Origin of the sequence: Bacillus sp. AP8 (assembly GCF_000321185.1) — a bacterium.
Taxonomy (GTDB): domain Bacteria; phylum Bacillota; class Bacilli; order Bacillales; family DSM-1321; genus Bacillus_AD; species Bacillus_AD massilioanorexius.
On record NZ_CAPG01000027.1, the window covers coordinates 151,238 to 169,208 of the forward strand.

The 17,971-nt window shown below is 33.7% G+C and carries 19 protein-coding genes and 1 pseudogene; 11 read left to right on the forward strand and 9 right to left on the reverse strand.

Annotation, left to right across the window (positions count from 1 at the left end):
• Positions 1-184: 184 nt before the first annotated feature.
• Positions 185-643 carry a hypothetical protein gene (locus tag BN349_RS05420; protein ID WP_019241261.1) on the reverse strand — a complete coding sequence of 153 codons (459 nt, stop codon included), beginning with the start codon at positions 641-643 and terminating at the stop codon, positions 185-187.
• 271 nt (positions 644-914) lie between these two features.
• Positions 915-1,235 carry a winged helix-turn-helix transcriptional regulator gene (locus BN349_RS05425; protein WP_019241262.1) on the reverse strand — a complete coding sequence of 107 codons (321 nt, stop codon included), beginning with the start codon at positions 1,233-1,235 and terminating at the stop codon, positions 915-917.
• Positions 1,236-1,387: 152 nt separating this feature from the next.
• Between BN349_RS05425 and BN349_RS05430 the strand changes: the two genes are divergently transcribed.
• On the forward strand, positions 1,388-2,248 hold the full coding sequence (locus tag BN349_RS05430) for a VOC family protein (RefSeq protein ID WP_019241263.1): 861 nt from the start codon (positions 1,388-1,390) through the stop codon (positions 2,246-2,248).
• Positions 2,249-2,300: 52 nt separating this feature from the next.
• Positions 2,301-2,900, forward strand: a complete 600-nt coding sequence (locus BN349_RS05435) for a nitroreductase family protein (protein WP_019241264.1) — start codon at positions 2,301-2,303, stop codon at positions 2,898-2,900.
• Between the two features lie 208 nt (positions 2,901-3,108).
• Here the strand turns inward: BN349_RS05435 and BN349_RS05440 are convergent, their stop codons facing one another.
• The 5 genes and pseudogenes from BN349_RS05440 to BN349_RS05460 form a co-directional block, all read right to left on the reverse strand.
• On the reverse strand, positions 3,109-3,336 hold the full coding sequence (locus BN349_RS05440) for a sulfurtransferase TusA family protein (RefSeq protein ID WP_019241265.1): 228 nt from the start codon (positions 3,334-3,336) through the stop codon (positions 3,109-3,111).
• A 45-nt stretch (positions 3,337-3,381) separates the two neighbouring features.
• Positions 3,382-4,437: pseudogene (locus BN349_RS23405) on the reverse strand (YeeE/YedE thiosulfate transporter family protein).
• A gap of 202 nt (positions 4,438-4,639) precedes the next feature.
• A complete protein-coding gene (locus BN349_RS05450; protein ID WP_026089183.1) occupies positions 4,640-5,425 on the reverse strand; it encodes a DUF1648 domain-containing protein in 786 nt (261 codons plus the stop codon).
• A 14-nt stretch (positions 5,426-5,439) separates the two neighbouring features.
• Positions 5,440-5,745, reverse strand: a complete 306-nt coding sequence (locus BN349_RS05455) for a hypothetical protein (RefSeq protein WP_026089184.1) — start codon at positions 5,743-5,745, stop codon at positions 5,440-5,442.
• Positions 5,742-6,140: a GntR family transcriptional regulator gene (locus BN349_RS05460; protein WP_019241268.1), complete on the reverse strand. Its 399-nt coding sequence runs from the start codon at positions 6,138-6,140 to the stop codon at positions 5,742-5,744. Before BN349_RS05460 ends, BN349_RS05455 begins: the two co-directional genes overlap by 4 nt.
• A 146-nt stretch (positions 6,141-6,286) precedes the next feature.
• Between BN349_RS05460 and BN349_RS05465 the strand changes: the two genes are divergently transcribed.
• The 9 genes from BN349_RS05465 to BN349_RS05505 all read left to right on the forward strand — a co-directional run bounded on the left by BN349_RS05465 (position 6,287) and on the right by BN349_RS05505 (position 15,099).
• On the forward strand, positions 6,287-6,778 hold the full coding sequence (locus tag BN349_RS05465) for a DUF1572 family protein (protein WP_019241269.1): 492 nt from the start codon (positions 6,287-6,289) through the stop codon (positions 6,776-6,778).
• Positions 6,779-7,285: 507 nt separating this feature from the next.
• On the forward strand, positions 7,286-8,194 hold the full coding sequence (locus tag BN349_RS05470) for a S66 peptidase family protein (RefSeq protein ID WP_187370327.1): 909 nt from the start codon (positions 7,286-7,288) through the stop codon (positions 8,192-8,194).
• Positions 8,195-8,206: 12 nt separating this feature from the next.
• The gene (locus BN349_RS05475) at positions 8,207-9,289 is read left to right on the forward strand and encodes a dipeptide epimerase (RefSeq protein WP_019241271.1); all 1,083 of its coding nucleotides are present in this window, start codon (positions 8,207-8,209) and stop codon (positions 9,287-9,289) included.
• A 12-nt stretch (positions 9,290-9,301) separates the two neighbouring features.
• Positions 9,302-10,216, forward strand: coding sequence for a C40 family peptidase (locus BN349_RS05480; protein ID WP_019241272.1), 915 nt, complete (start codon positions 9,302-9,304; stop codon positions 10,214-10,216).
• 126 nt (positions 10,217-10,342) lie between these two features.
• Entirely contained in the window at positions 10,343-10,633 is a 291-nt protein-coding gene (locus BN349_RS05485; RefSeq protein ID WP_019241273.1) for a phasin family protein, read from the forward strand.
• A gap of 2 nt (positions 10,634-10,635) precedes the next feature.
• Positions 10,636-12,249 carry an ABC1 kinase family protein gene (locus BN349_RS05490; protein WP_019241274.1) on the forward strand — a complete coding sequence of 538 codons (1,614 nt, stop codon included), beginning with the start codon at positions 10,636-10,638 and terminating at the stop codon, positions 12,247-12,249.
• Between the two features lie 616 nt (positions 12,250-12,865).
• Positions 12,866-13,585 (forward strand): hypothetical protein, encoded by a 720-nt coding sequence (locus tag BN349_RS05495; RefSeq protein WP_019241275.1) that lies wholly within the window; start codon positions 12,866-12,868, stop codon positions 13,583-13,585.
• A gap of 1 nt (position 13,586) precedes the next feature.
• Complete coding sequence (locus BN349_RS05500; RefSeq protein WP_019241276.1) at positions 13,587-14,336, forward strand: hypothetical protein; 750 nt, start codon at positions 13,587-13,589, stop codon at positions 14,334-14,336.
• Positions 14,337-14,520: 184 nt separating this feature from the next.
• Positions 14,521-15,099: a YczE/YyaS/YitT family protein gene (locus BN349_RS05505; protein ID WP_442852738.1), complete on the forward strand. Its 579-nt coding sequence runs from the start codon at positions 14,521-14,523 to the stop codon at positions 15,097-15,099.
• Positions 15,100-15,287: 188 nt separating this feature from the next.
• On the opposite strand, the gene feoB is transcribed toward BN349_RS05505, so the two are convergent.
• Together feoB and BN349_RS05515 are read right to left on the reverse strand one after the other, a co-directional pair.
• The gene (feoB, locus tag BN349_RS05510) at positions 15,288-17,345 is read right to left on the reverse strand and encodes a ferrous iron transport protein B (RefSeq protein ID WP_019241278.1); all 2,058 of its coding nucleotides are present in this window, start codon (positions 17,343-17,345) and stop codon (positions 15,288-15,290) included.
• Positions 17,338-17,586: a FeoA family protein gene (locus tag BN349_RS05515; protein ID WP_019241279.1), complete on the reverse strand. Its 249-nt coding sequence runs from the start codon at positions 17,584-17,586 to the stop codon at positions 17,338-17,340. The genes feoB and BN349_RS05515 overlap by 8 nt, the downstream gene beginning before the upstream one ends.
• Positions 17,587-17,971: the final 385 nt, after the last annotated feature.

Sequence of the window (17,971 nt, forward strand, 5' to 3'; positions counted from 1 at the left end):
TTAGGAAAATGTTATCTATCACTTTTTCTGAACAAATTCATTTCAGTAAGGCTCGAGACTCCTGCGAGATGCTCACTGTTCACGAAACGGAAAGTGAGCATCCTGAGAGCGGATTTCAACAAAGTCTATATTCACTACTTGTTCATAGGCGGTGAAAGAAGCCTTTAATTAAAAAGGAACGGAATTATATGCCTAATTGAGTGGTTATGTCATTAATTTCACTTAAGTATGGACTGATTGTATTTTCTACTTTTTTATACTTTTCATCGAATTGTGGATCATTATTAAAGATAGCATTGGGTGCATATTTAATAAAATCATTTACAGTATTAATACTTTTACCGACTAAATTGTATAGATGATTTAAATCACTCACAGGAGGTGGTCCAATATTTTTGTATTTTTCCATCGCTTCCTCAATAGGAGCGAGATTATCTTCAATTTCTTCTAAAGATCCTTTATAATGCTGGCTTTTCATATAATATGCATCGTATAAAGTATCTGTAGCAATCAATAGGCTACTCATAATGTCATCCACATATTTTTCTTTTTCACCTTTTGATACACTAGACTTTACATTTTGATTGGAGCAGGCAATTAACAAAATGCAAGCGAATACTACAAGTAATCCTTGTTTTTTCATGATGGTTCCTCCTTAAAAAATACCATTTCTTCATTAATCCTATTATGATACCTATTTGTTAAGATAAGATAAACAAAAGTGAATATTTTCACAAAATTACATGACGGAATCATGTAAAATAGAAAAAAGCACATGGCTATGTATAAACCATGTGCTTTTTCGTTGTCGATAGAACGGCCCATCATCAATTGCGCTAATTTTTATTTTGTAAATACAGCTTAATCATTTATCTCTAGTGCTTTTTAAATGAGGATTCTTACTTAGAACGTGATTAGTCCTCTAAATTTACCCATTCATGAGACCATTTTTCGATATCATCTAAAATGGGCTTTAACGCTCGTCCTTTATCAGTCAATGAATATTCGATACGAACAGGCGTCTCTGGATACACTTCACGTAATACTATTCCAGCATGTTCTAAGTCCTTCAAGCGTTCAGATAGAACTCGACCACTAATAGGAAGAGAAGCTTCTATTTCTTTAAAACGCTGAGGCCCACCATTTAGTAAGCGATAAATAATCAATCCTGTCCATCTTTGACTAATAACATTCATTGCTTTTTCAAATCTTGGACATAAATGGGAATCGTACATAAATATCACCTCTATTAGCCTTATTATACTGCATTCTTACATAAAATAAAAATATTACTTTTCAGAAATTAATTACTTGACGTTTGTTGATTATGTAAATATACTTAGTTACATAAAGTAAGTGACAGTTCATTTATGCAGGAGGAAAAATAATGACATTTCATAAACAACCCAATTTATATATTCGCGATATTACAATTAACGTTAGCAACTTAGAGCAATCCACTGCCTTTTATACTGATTTGTTAGGATTTAAAGTCTTAAAACGTAGTGATCGAAATGTAATGTTAACGGTAGATGGTATTAATCCAATGGTTATTTTGCATCAACCGGACACAGTTATTCCAAAACAAGGAAGAACAACAGGTTTATATCATTTTGCAATATTATTACCATCAAGAGAAGAGTTAGGGAGCTTCTTGTTGCATATGGCTAATAAAAATTTCCGTTTCCAAGGAGCCTCAGATCATTTAGTAAGTGAAGCGCTATATTTAGCTGATCCAGATGGAAATGGTATAGAAGTTTATCATGATCGTCCTTCTGAACAGTGGGTTTGGAAGAATAATGAAGTGAAAATGAGTACAGAACCAATGGATGTGGAAGGAGTATTAGCAGCAGGACAGGGAAAAGAATGGAAGGGGATGCCAAATGCAACTTTATTTGGCCATATCCATTTGCATGTTGCTGATTTGGAAAAAGCTATTCACTTCTATCAAGAAGTATTGGGTTATGATGTAGTTTGTCGCTACGGAGATCAAGCCGTATTTATATCGACAGGGGGTTATCACCATCATATAGGTTTAAATACATGGAATGGTAAGGGAGCACCTGCACCAAGAGAAAATACTATTGGAATGAAGGAATTCTCTATAGTAATTCCAAATGAAGAATACAAAAATAAGGTTATAAAAGCTTTGAAAGCTTTAAATATTTCTTTTTCGCTGGAAAATGATTTCATAAATATGATGGATTCATCAGAGAATCACATTCGACTGATTCAGGAAAAAGAATAAAGTATTTCAATTAACATATTAAAATATATCTAATCAAAGAGGGGACAAAAAAATGAGTAAAGATTTATATACAGCAATGAAAGAAAGACGTTCTATTTATGCAATAAGTAAGGAAACAACAATTAGCGATGAAAAAATTCAAGAAATCGTTGAATATGCAGTAAATCACGTACCATCCGCATTTAATTCACAAAGCTCACGAGTTATTGTTCTTCTCGGTGAACAACACGATAAATTATGGAATTTGACAAAAGAAACATTACGTAAGATTATTCCTTCTGAAGGATTTGCAAGTACAGAAGGAAAAATGGAATCTTTTAAAGCTGGTTATGGGACAGTATTGTTTTTTGAAGATCAATCAGTTGTAGAAAAGTTGCAAGCAGACTTTAGTCTATATGCAGAAAACTTTTCAGTTTGGTCGAACCAATCTTCAGGTATGTTACAATATGCTATTTGGACTGCATTTGCGGCTGAAGGTCTTGGTGCATCATTGCAACATTATAATCCGTTAATTGATGATGAAGTTAAACAACAATTTGCTATTCCAACTTCATGGAAACTTCTTGCACAAATGCCGTTTGGTAAAGTTGCAGCTCCAGCTGGTGAAAAACAATTTACTGAGGTTAAAGAAAGAGTTAAAGTTCTAAAATAGGTCTGTCTTATATAGTGTGTTGTTTGTAAATAGTCCGGTGTATTAATGAAGTGTTGCAGGTGACCCTTTATATTAATCAGAGTAGAAAGTCCCAAAATGCATGAATCATTCTGGGGCTTTACACTATATCTTTACCCGCTTGTGTAAAAACGGTGTAAGTGATTATAAGCTATAGTACATTTTTAAAAATCTAGCGGAGCAGGGTTTCTTATTTCCCTTTACGAAGAATAATTTGCCACTGGGCATCAGTTACTTGTTCAAAATTTGTCACTTCGTGCCCATCTTTTGCTGCCCAACGAGGAATGGATTCAGTAGCTTGTGTGCAATCAAAATTTATGATAAGTTCTTCTCCAATTTCAATAGTTTCCATTGCTTTTTTTGCTTCTACCAGTGGAAATGGACAAACCATTCCAGTTGTTTCAAGAATTTTTGACATAGTAAATACCTCCAATAGTTCGTTTAATTATGCATAACCATCTTGTTAGGATAAAGTAGCACTACCTTTTGCGGTGGCTGCTTTTTTATTTTTTAAAATGATCGTAAAATAAACAGCAATCCATGAGCCTAATAAGAAAAATACAATAGATGCCCAACCTTGCCATGTGAAAATTGCTGAATTAACAAGGCCATTACCTATAGTACAACCCCCAGCAATACTTGCTCCAAATCCCATTGTAATACCACCGAATGCATTAAAACCTAATGTCTTTTTATCTGGCAAACGGAATCGAAATTCGTTGCTTGCTTTTGCTGCTAAATAGGAGCCTAATAAAATACCAAGAACTAAAAAGACTCCCCAATCTAACAATGCTTGATCACCAGTAACTAAGAATTACAGTATTTTAGCACTGGGTGTTGTGATACCTAGGCCGTGCATTCTGCCAGTTGCTTCACTTAATGGCCATGCTAGTATAGCGATGAGTCCAACTAATGATGCCGTTACGAATGGATGCCAAGCTTTTTCAAACAATATGTGCGAAATTCCTGTTTTCTTTGGTTTTAGTCTAGCTATTGCAAGTTTTGGTTTTCTTAATTCACGAATTGTAAATCCTCCAATAATAACTGATAGAAGAATAACGAAAACCCATGGTGAAACATGGAAGGTATCAAACATATACGTTTCTTTAGATTGATAAGATGTGAGTTGGTCTGCTGTAGACTTCCATACTCCGAATTTTGTCATAGCAGCACCGAGCATATAGCCAAATAAAGCAACCCAGCTACCGATTAATCCTTCTCCAGCACGATACCAAGTACCAGTTGCACAACCACCAGCTAAAACCATGCCTATTCCAAATATGAGGCCACCTATAATCGTGGCTAGCCATGGAAAAGGACCAGCTTCTAATATGATAATTCCTGAATCTTTCAGAATAAAAACACCGATACTTTGTATGGCAATAACGATGAAAGTCGCTAAAAACATTCTTCCATCTCGCGCGAGTATAAGATCTCGGTAGGCCCCAACAATACAAAATCTGCCTCTTTGTAAAACAAATCCTAATAATATCCCACAAATAATTCCCGTTACTATCATTTGTATCACGATTTAATCCCCCCTGCTGTTGATTTTTATAATAATACAACAATTCTGATTAATTTACTATGATTTATGTGCTGATTTTTATAATTAGTCATATAGACATAGTCGGTATTAAGTTAATCTGTTTCAAAGTAGAAATAAAAAGAGGTTAAATGAAATTTCATTTAGCCTCTCCATGTATGGCATCTATAAAGGATTAATGATCTATGATTGACATAATGACTATAATGGTGATGATTCCAAGAAGGAACAACCAATTAGTTGGTCTTGCGAAGTTAACTGTTACGCCAATTCCAAATCTCTTTTCAACAAAAAAGGAAGGGTCATTACGATTAAAATAAAAGAGTCCGAATTTCCAATATCGATCTTCATCAGGACTAATATATGAAGTTTGTTCACCTGATTTTAATTTAATTCTACTGCCACCTTGGCCAATTTTTACTGTGAAATAGATTACCCAGCATAGTATAATGCCCAGAAATATAAAAGTGGTAATAGGAATAAAGAAACCTGAAACATTCATGATGATGCTTAGTTGAGCTAGCAGTAATTGAAGTGAAGAAATGATGGCAATTCCAATGATGAGAGCTGACATATGTCTGCGGAAAAGTTTGCTTTGATGTCGCGATTTCAACGGATTAGCAGAGTCGATTTGTTGTTTAACCATCTTAATGCTTATATTTACTCCAAGTAATAATAATGTGATAAAAAGTTGGATAGTGGGTAAAGAAGCAACTGTCCATAGAGATTTAGAGATGTAGCGGGTAGGATGACCACTAAAGTCAAACTGTACCGGAATTTGCTTTGGTAAAAGATCATATTGTGCAAAAGAAATGATAAAAGTTGCAATTGTTATGAGGAGTGGAATCGTGAACCAGATATTTGGGAGGATAATGTTGTCATTTCGAAAGTTTGTATCGATAATCATTCGTTCCTGCTGCTTTTCTATACCCCAATTTTTCGTAGCTTTTATTGTTTTCAAAAGTTTATGTGTCTTCAATAAAAAATAAATGGAAGGATTACAATACCTATAATTGTAGTAGTTAGAAGAACTGTTAGTGTAGATTCAGAATGGATGATTAAAAATAACATATTTAAACAAAAAAGCAGGAAGATAGAAAGAAGTCCACTTTTTAAAACAAATTGTTTACGAAGCTGTTTTATTTCATGGTTGTTATATAGGTTTTCTGGAATTGTTACACCAAATTGTTCGGTTTTTCGAGTGAAATAGGGTGTGAAGGATAACATTAAAACAGCTGGTAACAGGGAAATAGTGATAATTATACAATCAAAACTATTCATTTATGAAACTCTCCTTTTTCTTTTAGTTCAGTGAATATTAGTTCAGTTTGTTTAATGAAATCTTCTTTTGATAAACCACGACATATTGCCTCGACTATTGCTGGTCTAAGTGTTGTTTGTAAATTAGAATAATATTCACTGTCTCCATTTGGAATGCCATCAGGATTAATAATAGCTCCTTTCTTTCTATGAATCTGGATGAATTGTTCTTGCTTTAACTGCTGATAGGCTTTATTGACGGTTAGCATATTGACTCCTAAATCACTTGCTAAGCTTCTAACAGAAGGTAATTCATCACCAGCTTTTAACGAGCCAGTTGCAACTCCTTCCATGATAGCGTGGACTAGTTGTGTATATATTGGAGTATCAGATTCGAAATTAACTTGTATGAACAAATTCGTTCCCTCACTTCTGTGTTATCTGTTGTATATATAGTATAACAATATGGGATAGGATGTAACAAAATTTTCAAAAAATAAAAAAGGATTTTTTTGCATGAAAGACGAATAATTGTTAATACAATATTGAAAGGGGAGATTTTATGATAGGAAAAGAATACTTAAGAGTGGTAACTGACCGATTTCGTTATATGAAGAAAATTGCTGAAGATGCAATGAAGCAAGTAAGTGATAGTAGTTTGTTTTGGTATGAAAATGAAGACTCAAATAGCATTGCGGTAATTGTTAAGCATATGAGTGGAAATATGGTCTCTAGGTGGACGGACTTCTTTACAGCAGATGGTGAAAAAGAAACTCGTAATAGAGATAATGAATTTAAACAGAGCTTCATTGGACGACCAGATATAATGAACTGCTGGGATAGGGGCTGGAATATTTTTTTAAGCACGCTTGAAGGATTAAAGGAAGAAGATTTATTAAAAGTTGTAACGATCCGCAATGAACCTCATTCCGTAATGGAAGCAATTGAGCGGCAAATGTATCACTATTCATATCATGTCGGTCAAATTGTTTATATCTCCAAACAATTATCCTCGCAAGAATGGAAATCGTTAACAATACCGCGAGTGAAATAATACTATGATGTATAAAAGTTTTGTGTTGAAATTACGAAGCTTTTAGATTTAATATTTATGACCTCATTTAAATATTAATTTTGCCATATGAGTTAAGATGTTGCTTTTCGACGGTCTAATGATGACTAATGAAAGGCGCGTCTTTTGGCAAAACGAAGAGTGGTCTCATATACGTATATTTAAAAATGATCTATGTCAATGAAAAGAATCTCATTTAGTCTTGAGGTCTATAACTCTAAAAGTCAAAAGAGTTCATATGTGTGTAAGTATTTTAGACCATTGTTGATAATAATCCTTTTATATAGATGATTTTTGCATATACGAACAGAATGATGTTTAGGTAGTTCATTGAAGGTTGTACAATCGTCCATCGATTCTTTTTGTTTAATTGTTTCGTTAGAGGTCATTTGTTTTTGATATCTTTTATTATCAAGTTCCAGAGAATTGTTGTCATACTTTTCTTTCATAGCATAGATGGAGGTGTTATAAAAGTTGTTAATAAAGCCAATGAAACTAAAAATGGGCGATACTGTTGGAATTATTTCACCTGCAAGTCCATGTGATGAAGAGAGTTTGCAAAAAGGAATCGTGTATCTAGAAGGGTTAGGTCTAAGAGTCAAGCTCGGAAAAAATGTGTATAACCAATATGGGTATTTAGCTGGGCAGGATGAGGCTCGTTTGGCAGATTTGCATAATATGTTTGCAGACAAACAAGTGAAGGGCATTTTTTGCTCGCGCGGAGGATATGGAACAGCTCGTATTGCAGCACAAATAGATTATCAAATGATAGCTCGTAATCCGAAAATATTCTGGGGATACAGTGATATTACTTTTTTACATACAACTATAAGACAAAACAGTCAACTTGTTACATTTCATGGTCCGATGATAGCTTCTGACATAGCAAAAGATGAATGGGATCGTATGTCTTCTTTTTATTTTGAACAAATATTTCATCAGGAAAAAATAGTATACGACGAAAAAATTGCACCAATTGATGTCTTAGTTGAAGGCAGTGCTGAAGGTGAGCTCGTTGGTGGAAATCTTAGCTTGCTAGTATCTACTTTAGGTACATCCTATGAATTAGATACGAAAGGAAAAATTTTGTTTATTGAAGATATCGATGAGCAGCCTCGCTCTGTGGATCGTTTATTAAATCAATTGTTAATGGCGGGGAAACTTCAAGATATATCAGGCTTTGTAATCGGTGATTTTCATAATTGTAAGCCAAAACAAAAAGCGAAATCATTAACATTAGATCAAGTAATCTCTCATTATGTTCAATTAGTCAATAAACCAACATTAAAAGGGTTAAAAATTGGACATTGTTTTCCTAATATCTCAATACCAATGGGAACGAGTGCCTCTATTAACACCGAAAAAAAGCAACTGATTATAGATAGTGGTCTTTCATAAAGGGTGATATGAATGATAATCAAACAAATTGAAACATTTACAATAACCGTTCCTTTGCGTAAACCCTTTAAAACTGCCTTGCGAACGGTCGTGTTAGCAGAATCGGTTATTGTGAAAATATCCTGTAATAATGGGGTCATTGGGTGGGGAGAAGCACCACCAACACATGTTATTACAGGTGAAAGTTTAGAAAGTATCAATGGGGCTATTCATAAAGTTTTAAAGCCTTTTCTTATGAATAAAAATATTTTACTATTTGAACCACTTTTTCAAGGAATGCATCAATTGTTAATTGGTAATAGTAGTGCAAAGGCAGCAATTGATATGGCTTTGTATGATTGTTTAGCACAACATAGTCAATTACCACTCTATCAATATTTAGGTGGTTATCGTGAACGAATTGAAACAGATTTTACAGTTAGTGTGAATAGTCCGAGAGAAATGGGAGATGATGCTGTACGCTTAGTTTCGGAGGGCTTTAATATTTTAAAAATTAAAGTAGGTAAAGATGAAATCCATACTGATTTAGCACGTATAAAGGAAATACGTCAGAGGGTAGGGCGTTCTGTTATTATTCGTTTAGATGCCAATCAAGGTTGGTCTACAAAGGAAGCAATCTCAATTATTCGTAAAATAGAAGATTTAGATTTAGGAATTGAACTCATTGAACAGCCTGTCCATAAAGATGATAGAAGAGGACTGAAAACTGTTACTGATTCTGTAGATACATTGATTATGGCGGATGAAAGTGTCTTTTCTCCAAATGATGCTTTTGAAATCATACGTACAAGAAGCGCTGATTTAATAAATATTAAGCTTATGAAATCGGGTGGTATTTATAAAGCTAGTCTCATAAGTAAAATGGCAGAACTATTTGGTATGGAATGTATGGTTGGTAGCATGATAGAGACAAAGCTTGGTATTACTGCGGCGGCTCATTTTGCGGCTAGTCAAAAGAATATTACAAGATATGACTTTGATGCATCTTTATTGCTAGCTAAAGATCCTGTTAAGGGTGGTATTCAATTTAATGGAAAAACGATAAATTTTTTATCTGAATATGGGTTAGGTATTACACAGATAAACCACTCGTAGGGAGGTAAGTCGATGAGGCAAAAAAGGTGGTTAGTGAATGTACCAGTTGCAACTGTTTGGACAATGCCTGATCGCATTAGATTAATTGATGAAGAAGCCATATCAGCGACATGTAATATCGATAAATGGATAAGCCATTTAAATCAAACTCATCTACTAGATTTATGTAAGGAAAATAGGATTCAAACACAGGTATTATATGGTGATGAAGTTATAATTATTGATGAAACGAACAATTGGGTATCCGTTATTGTTCCTAGTCAATCCACTTCAAAACATAAAGAAGGTTATCCAGGTTGGATTCCGTTATCTCAGTTAGTTGAAGCAAACGAACATAATGTAGCTTGTGATAAGAGAGCCGTCATGATAAATGACAATGCGAATTTAATATTTGAAAATGGCGAAAAGAGACAAGTTAGCTTTGCTACAGTTTTACCTATCATTAGTGAAAAGGAACATGATGTATTAATTGCAACACCTACTAGTCGAGGATGGATTTCAAAAACAGATATAAAGATTTTTTCTTCTACGTCGAAAATTAAACCGACGAGTGGTGATAGCGTACTTTTGGATGCCGAAAAATTTTTGAAGTTGCCGTATTTTTGGGGTGGCACAAGTAGTTTTGGATATGACTGTTCTGGTTTTACATATTCAATGTGTCGTGCGAATGGTTTTGATATACCTAGAGATGCAGTAGATCAAGCAAAAAGTGGCAGTGAAGTTTCGCTAGATCAATTAAAACGAGGAGATTTGTTGTTTTTCGCCTATGAAAAAGGCAAGGGAAAAATTCATCATGTAGGTTTTTATTATGGAGAAGGTAGAATGATACATGCTCCGAAGACAGGGAAGTGTATTGAAGTAATTCAACTTCTTGGAAGTGAATATGAATACGAGTTATGTATAGCAAGAAGATATACGTATCAATAAATCCATAAATTATCTTGGAGATGTTTGATAGACAAATTTTATGGGTAATAATTTATATATCTGTTTACTAATAGAGTTATCCAGTTAGAAACAGTCTAAAATACATAATAATGAGGTGGACTACTTATGAGCATTAATGATGAAATGAAAAAAGTATTATTAGCGGGAATAGGTGCAATTGCAACAACTCTAGAAAAATCCGAAGAAATGGTAGATTCACTAATTAAAAAAGGTGAAATAACTGTTGAACAAGGAAAAGTACTAAATGAAGAGTTAAAAAGAAATGTGAAAGAAAAAGAGAAAAGTGAAGAAGAAGTAGATGAAAAACCAATTGATCAATTATTAAGCAAGCTAGATTCCTTAAGTGAGGAGGAAATTGCTGTTCTTAAAACAAAATTAGCTGAAATGGAGAAATAGAAATGAAGAAGCAGCAGAGTAATCATCATAAACATGTAGATACTTCCGCTGTTCGATTAAGAGAAATTTTAGAAGTTCTTAGCCGTCATAATATCATTCATGGTGTTACACCTGAAAAATTACGATCAATTTTAGAAGATTTAGGTCCTTCATATGTTAAGATTGGTCAGATTATGTCTATGAGATCAGATATGCTTCCACAAGCTTATTGCGATGAACTTGTGAAACTTCGAACAGATGTAAAGCCAATTGAATTTTCAAAAGTGATTGAATTGGTTGAACAAGAATATGGCGTTTCTATACAAGAGGTTTTTCCAATCATTGAGGAAAAGCCTCTTGGTTCTGCTTCAATTGCTCAGGTGCATCCAGTTGTGTTGAAAAATGGAAATCGTGCAGTAGTTAAAGTGCAACGGCCTGGAATTAAAGAAGTCATGGCGCAAGATATCGCTTTAATGAGGAAAGCTGCAAAAATTTTAGATTTAATTGAAGTAACAGGTGATGTTATTGATTTTAAACAAGTAATAGAGGAAATGTGGTATGTTTCTCAACAGGAAATGGATTTTCTTTTAGAAGCTTATAATTGTAAAGAGTTAACACAACTAAACTCAGGTATTGCCTATGTTACATTTCCGAAGATTGAAGATAATTTGACAACATCTAGAGTGTTAGTTATGGAATATATAGAAGGAGTTCAAATTGACCAAATTGAACAGTTAGAGCAGTTGGGCTATGATTTAAACGAGATTGGAACGAAGCTCGCAGAGAATTACATAAAGCAAGTACTAGATGATGGTTTTTTTCATGCTGATCCACATCCAGGAAACATATGGATAAGAAATGGTAAGATAGTATGGCTTGATTTAGGTATGGTGGGAAAGCTTAATGAACAAGATAAAGCTTTATTTGAAAATGCACTTATTGCGATTGTCAATCGAGATGCAAATGAATTAAAAGATGTGATTTTACAGCTAGGTACCTTAAAAGGAAAAGTGAATCATGCGAATTTATATGAAGATGTTGAACAATTATTAAACAAGTATGGTGATATGAATTTTGGTGCTTTGAATTTAGGCGAAATGGTTCAAGAGATAATAGATGTGTGCAATCGTAATGGAATTTCAACTCCGTCAAGAATAACTATGCTTGCAAGAGGGGTCATGACAATCGAAGGTGTACTTAGCTTTTGTTGTCCTGATGTGAATTTTATTCAGATAGCTGCCAGCCATATTACATCAAAACTTTTTCAAAAAAAGGATTTAAAAAAAGAAATGCAACAATCAGCCCGCACAATGTATATGATGGCTAAAAAATCAATGGACATCCCTTCACAAATTTCTGATTTACTAAAGATGTTAATAAAAGGTCAATCTAAAGTGAATTTAGATGTCACTGGAGCAGAAGAACCGATAAAACAAATTGATCATATGGTCGATAAAGTCATCATTTGTATTATTAGTGCTTCATTACTAATTGGATCCAGTTTGATAAGTACAACAAATATGAAACCACAAATTCTAGATATCCCACTTTTTGGAATCTTGGGCTTTTTCGCTTCAACTGGTTTGGGTATTTGGTTATTGTATGGAATTTTAAAGAGATGGAGAAAGAATAAGTAATAGATTAAGAATTTAATCAGATTAGAGTTGAATATTATGTTAGCTCAATCCGTTTTTCCATTTGTTAAGAGACTTTATAAACTACGCTATCCTTTTAATGAATACATAAGAAGTATGATTAATCATTATTACATTTTATGAAGTAAAACATTTGAAAAGACGTTTAAAAAATGATCAGAAGCCATTTTTTAAACGTCTTATTTTTGTGTCGCTTAATTATTAGTTTGTGATGATTCTTATGCTAGTTTCCGGAACTTTGTTGCTATTAATAAGGAATCAGTTTAAGCTGAATTTTGCTCTAGGATGTTCTCTATCCAGCGAAGCGGGCGGTTAGACATTCTAGGCACTTAGTTTCTATGTGATTCTTATCTTACAATCCAAAATAATCCGACCTATTTTATCCACTGTTTTTATGCGCAGATCGTATAAAAAAGCATTAATTTTCTTTGAAAATAGCCATTTTTTACAAAGAAGTGCATGAATTGGATCCATTTTCGACAATGAAGCTTATATCTGATTTGTTTGAAAAAGGATTTTATGGAAAATAAAACGAGGTGAAGGTAATATTAGAAAGAGTTATTTTTTATAAATATTAAGAGGAAGGGGTGTCAAAAAAATGCATTCTTTTATCGTTGTACGAGGAGATATAATATCAATTATTGCCAACATAATTGCATGGGGTATCATTATCTTTTTAGCGTTTCGAATATATATAAAACAAGATTTAAAGCCAAAAATTTGGGGGATTTTAATAGTTTTCATAGTGGGACTTTTTTCGTTTTCTTTTAATTTTTCGATAATAAATCAATCATTAAAACTTGCTCTATTACCTCTAGGTGTATGGATTTTAGCATGGGTATTTAAATCAAGGAAAGCGCAGTGGGATTTATATAGACAGTACGCTTGGTTGGGGTTTTTTGCGAACTATTTTTTATTACTTGCAAGTGTTTTAGCCATATTTCTTTTTCAGCAAATATATGTAGAAAATAAGCCAACGACTTATATATCAAATATTGATCATGCGAATATAGTGCCTATTCATCCGACAGCTAAAAATGTATCGATAGATAAGGAGAAGTTACAGAAGTATAAATATTCTTTAAAATTGGCAGAAATACGTGCAGAAGAATGGCGATTAAACACGATTTTGAATGTAGAAACAAATATGCGTAAAGAAAAGTTTCCTTATCAACTATTGGGGATTTCTTCTAAATGGGGTAGTGGTATAAAAACGGTGATATATGTAGAAAAGGATGGGAAAGGACTACTAATATCAACTCCTTTACATCAATATTATTTCCGCTCCAAACATTCTTTTTTGAAGGAGGGGGAGTAGGATGAGACAAAGCAAAACTCGGAGTGCAGCTATTATCATAATATCCATTGTAATATTGGGGCTGTTATTTTGGTTAATTCCTACAAAGCCTGGAGAAATGCTGTCTAATAAGAAATTGATAGATATGATCCATGCCGTTGTACCAGAATTAGAAGATAGTGATATTCAAGATGTCATCTATGTGGATGATAAACATGTTTTCGTTCCGTTCACAACAAAAGGAAACCAGTATGGTATAAGTTGCTGGGTTTGGAAAAAACATAAATGGAACCTTACTTTAGTAGATTCCTCGGGGGAACCAAGGATATGGAAGTTAGATCCCAATGATCCGTCAAGTTTTCATTTAATATGGAACTTAAATCCTAAATATCCAATCAATGAAATACATTATTATTTCATTCGAGATAGATGGTTTGTAAGAGAGGGAAATGTTGAAAAGTATTTTCCTAGAATTCAATTAGAGCATAAAATGAATTTTAAATCTAATTCATATGGAGCTTTACAATTTGCTGATAAATGGTCATCGGTTATGGGCACTTTAGCTGAAACAAAATCTTCTGATACGAATGATGCCATTCTCGATGATTTTCTTTTTAATGAAGATGCTAATATGGTAGAATTTGGTTGGATACCTTATAATCATTTAGGAACGAGTGACATATTAGAAGAATCTTTAGCGGGTTATAGTTTTAGAGAGGGTAGTGAAGAATTTGAACTTGTAAAGCAACTAACGGAAGCTGAAATCGAATAAGTTTATGTAGAATAATTATTACGTATCTACCCTTAAATATTGCGCAATTTTCAAATTATTGTTGTGTCATTCCTTTTTCCTATGTATAATTCTTCAAATATAAGGAGGAATTGAAATGAATAAATGAATCCGATTGATTAGATTGATATTTGGATTGTTCTTGTTTGCCATCGGATCTGTATGTGTGATGAATAGCCGTTTAGGCTATGGTCCTTGGGAATTGTTTCAATCCGGTCTTACTAATATCATACCGTTAACAATAGGTGAAGCGACGATTTTAGTAAGCGTGGTTATTGTTGGAATTATACTTTTATTAAGAGAAACGATAGGTATTGGAACGCTAGCTAATATGGCATTTATAGGTGTCTTTATGGATATTATACTATCACTTAAGTTGATACCATTTGGTAATAGCTTTTTAAGTGGACTTTGCTTGCTTGTAATAGGACTTTTTATAATTGCGTTTGGAAGTTTTTTTTATATAAGCTCTGGATTTGGAACAGGTCCACGTGATTCACTTATGGTTGCAATTAGGAGAAGAACAGGGCTTTCAATCTGGGTTAGTCGGGGAATTCTTGAATCCTCCGCGGCATTAGCTGGTTGGCTATTGGGTGGTCCATTAGGAATAGGTACAGTGTTGACGGCATTTTTACTAGGATTCTGTTTGCAGCTAGTTTTTCAATTATTTTCCTTTGAACCCACGTCAATCAACCACGAAAGTATTAAGACGACCATACAAATACAAAGAAAAAGTCATTTATAATGATGAAAAGGCTGTTTTCGCTTTCCTTGGGTCTCACCAGTCTTGCTGTTCTTGCATGAATCTCAATCCCATTCGCTACATTATACGAGCTATATTTACAGAATGTATTTAATAGAAAAAGCTTGAATAATAAAAAACAAAAAGCTCATATGCACGGAAATAAGCGATCCTTGCATATGAGCTTTTTCTTAAACCCATCCAAAGCCTCTAGCGATTGTTGCTACTAGGAATGTAACGACGATTGCGATACCTGTGGGAATGGCAAAGGCCATAAAAGTCCATTTTTTACTTTTTGTTTCTTTATATATATTTAATAGTGTAGTTCCGCATGGATAATGTAATAGAGAGAACAGCATCATATTTAAGGCTGTTAACCAAGTCCATCCTTGATCTAAGAAAATGTTTTTTAGTTGAGACATCTCTTCCACTTCTGTAAGTGCCCCCGTAGATAAGTAAGCCATTAATAAAACTGGAACAACAATTTCATTCGCCGGTAGTCCAATGATAAAGGCTGCTAAAATATACCCATCCAATCCAAGTAATTGAGCAAAAGGATCAAGGAATTGAACAAAATGCATTAATATACTTGTATCTCCAATGTGTATATTAGCCAATATCCACGTTAATATGGCTGCTGGTGCAGCAACTACTACAGCTCTTTTTAATACTAGAATGGTTTTGTCAATACTTGCACGGACAATTGTATCAAAAAATTTTGGACGACGATAAGGAGGAAGTTCTAATGTGTAATGTGTTGGAATTCCTTTTAATGCCGTTTTTGATAATATCCATGAAACTGTCAAAGTTACAGCTACTCCGATTAACACAAACCCTATTAAAATACCAGCTGTTACAATCGTTCCTGAAACACCCGCATAACCAGCAGACATGAAGAGTGATGCCAATAGAATGAGAGTTGGCCAGCGTCCATTACAAGGAATGAAGTTGTTTGTTAGAATTGCCAACAAACGCTCACGTGGAGATTCAATAATTCTCGTACTCATGATAGCTGCTGCATTACAGCCAAATCCCATTGCCATAGTTAATGATTGTTTACCGTGTGCTCCAGCCGCTTTAAATAATCGGTCCATATTGAATGCGACACGAGGTAAATATCCATAGTTTTCAAGCAGAGCAAACATTGGGAAAAAGATAGCCATAGGTGGCAACATCACACTAATAACCCAACCAGTTCCTCTAAATAATCCAAGAATCAAAATTCCATGCAACCATTCAGGAGCATTGAAATATTGAAATAAATCAGTTAATTTTGCTTCGATAGCATTGAAGAAATCTGCTAGTAAAGATGAAGGAACATTTGCCCCTGCAATCGTTAACCATAGCACGATTCCAAGCAGGATAAACATGATAGGGAAGCCCCAAATTTTCGAGGTGACTATTCTATCAATTTTCTCTGTTTTCATATCTCGGCTACTTTTTGTCGTGACAACCTTTTTGGTTAATGCTTGAGATTGTTTGTAAATACTTCCAACAATATCATCTCGAACGTTCTCGGTTGCAAGCTTTGTTGCTTTTATTGCTAATTGATCAATTTTTTCAGAATCATGGTCTGATTTTTCTTTTAAAGTTTGTAATAGCTTATTATCTTTATCTAATAATCTAAGTGCTATCCAACGAGCAGGGAACTTATCTTGAAATAGCTCATGTATTTCAGTTTTTAGTTCTTCAATTTGTACTTCTAGTTTTTTTGAATAAGCCATAGTATATGGTTGTACAGGGATTTTTTTTGATGCCATTTGGGCAACAGTAAGTTGTAGCTTTTGTAACCCAACCTTGTTTCTTGCTGATATTTTTACAACGGGAACTCCTAATTTTTTTGAAAGGAGCTGATCATTAACAGATATCCCTTTTTTAACAGCCTCATCTATTAAATTCAAACAAATGACTACATGAGGTGTCATTTCTAAAACTTGTAAGGCTAAATTAAGATTTCTTTCAATACTAGTCGCATCGAGGACGACTAGTGTTACATCTGGTTTTTCAAAAATAATATAATCTCTTGCTACTTCTTCATCCGCTGAATTTGAATAAAGTGAATACGTACCTGGTAAATCGATAATTTCAAACTCTGTATTTTGAAAGGAATATGAACCAACTGCTTGCTCAACTGTTTTTCCAGGCCAATTCCCTGTATGCTGATTCATACCTGTAAGGGCATTAAATAACGTACTTTTCCCGGTATTCGGATTACCTGCTAAGGCAATACGATATTTAACATTAGTCATTTTCTATCACTCTTTCACCAAAAATACTTTTACTTTCCTCTTTTCGTAAAGCAATTGTTGTGCCACTCACTCTATAGGCAACTGGGTCTCCAAGAGGACTTTTAGATAACATTTCTACCGTAAATCCTGGTACAAATCCTAAATCTAACAATCTTCTTCGCATATTGTCATCAATATGTAATGAAGAAATGGTCATCTTTTCGCCAGGAGCTAATTCATCAAGAGTTATTAATTTTGTCAATTTGGACACCTCCTTTATTTTTTCGTATGTGTAAAAAAGTTTCCTTAGGGCAAATTTTAGTTAAGATTATTATATAGGAATGAGTGAAAAATGGGAACTAAAAATATTTAAAATTGATAAAAATTTTTTATATCATATGTTCAAAAGTGCCTATTTGTTAATTTTGAGAAATTTTAGTAATTAATTAGAAAAAAATAAAGGTTTTTCCATTTTTGTGTCGAAATGGATAGTGTGATTTATTTTTTGCGGAAGGAAAGGATGATGAATCGGGTTTAATATGAGGAGTTTTAGATTAGGAAAACAATGTAAAACTTCATAATTCTCATACATGGAAATAGCATGTAGAAATGTGATTTTTGTGACTTATTCATTGTTACCTAAAAAA

Bases quoted from the DNA above. Each gene is read 5' to 3' on its own strand.
- feoB (WP_019241278.1), bottom strand. From the start codon at position 17,345: ATGACTAATGTTAAATATCGTATTGCCTTAGCAGGTAATCCGAATACC.
- BN349_RS05455 (WP_026089184.1), bottom strand. From the start codon at position 5,745: ATGAATAGTTTTGATTGTATAATTATCACTATTTCCCTGTTACCAGCT.
- BN349_RS05435 (WP_019241264.1), top strand. From the start codon at position 2,301: ATGAGTAAAGATTTATATACAGCAATGAAAGAAAGACGTTCTATTTAT.
- BN349_RS05500 (WP_019241276.1), top strand. From the start codon at position 13,587: ATGAGACAAAGCAAAACTCGGAGTGCAGCTATTATCATAATATCCATT.
- BN349_RS05425 (WP_019241262.1), bottom strand. From the start codon at position 1,235: ATGTACGATTCCCATTTATGTCCAAGATTTGAAAAAGCAATGAATGTT.
- BN349_RS05495 (WP_019241275.1), top strand. From the start codon at position 12,866: ATGCATTCTTTTATCGTTGTACGAGGAGATATAATATCAATTATTGCC.
- BN349_RS05490 (WP_019241274.1), top strand. From the start codon at position 10,636: ATGAAGAAGCAGCAGAGTAATCATCATAAACATGTAGATACTTCCGCT.
- BN349_RS05485 (WP_019241273.1), top strand. From the start codon at position 10,343: ATGAGCATTAATGATGAAATGAAAAAAGTATTATTAGCGGGAATAGGT.
- BN349_RS05420 (WP_019241261.1), bottom strand. From the start codon at position 643: ATGAAAAAACAAGGATTACTTGTAGTATTCGCTTGCATTTTGTTAATT.
- BN349_RS05465 (WP_019241269.1), top strand. From the start codon at position 6,287: ATGATAGGAAAAGAATACTTAAGAGTGGTAACTGACCGATTTCGTTAT.
- BN349_RS05470 (WP_187370327.1), top strand. From the start codon at position 7,286: ATGAAACTAAAAATGGGCGATACTGTTGGAATTATTTCACCTGCAAGT.
- BN349_RS05440 (WP_019241265.1), bottom strand. From the start codon at position 3,336: ATGTCAAAAATTCTTGAAACAACTGGAATGGTTTGTCCATTTCCACTG.
- BN349_RS05430 (WP_019241263.1), top strand. From the start codon at position 1,388: ATGACATTTCATAAACAACCCAATTTATATATTCGCGATATTACAATT.
- BN349_RS05475 (WP_019241271.1), top strand. From the start codon at position 8,207: ATGATAATCAAACAAATTGAAACATTTACAATAACCGTTCCTTTGCGT.
- BN349_RS05480 (WP_019241272.1), top strand. From the start codon at position 9,302: ATGAGGCAAAAAAGGTGGTTAGTGAATGTACCAGTTGCAACTGTTTGG.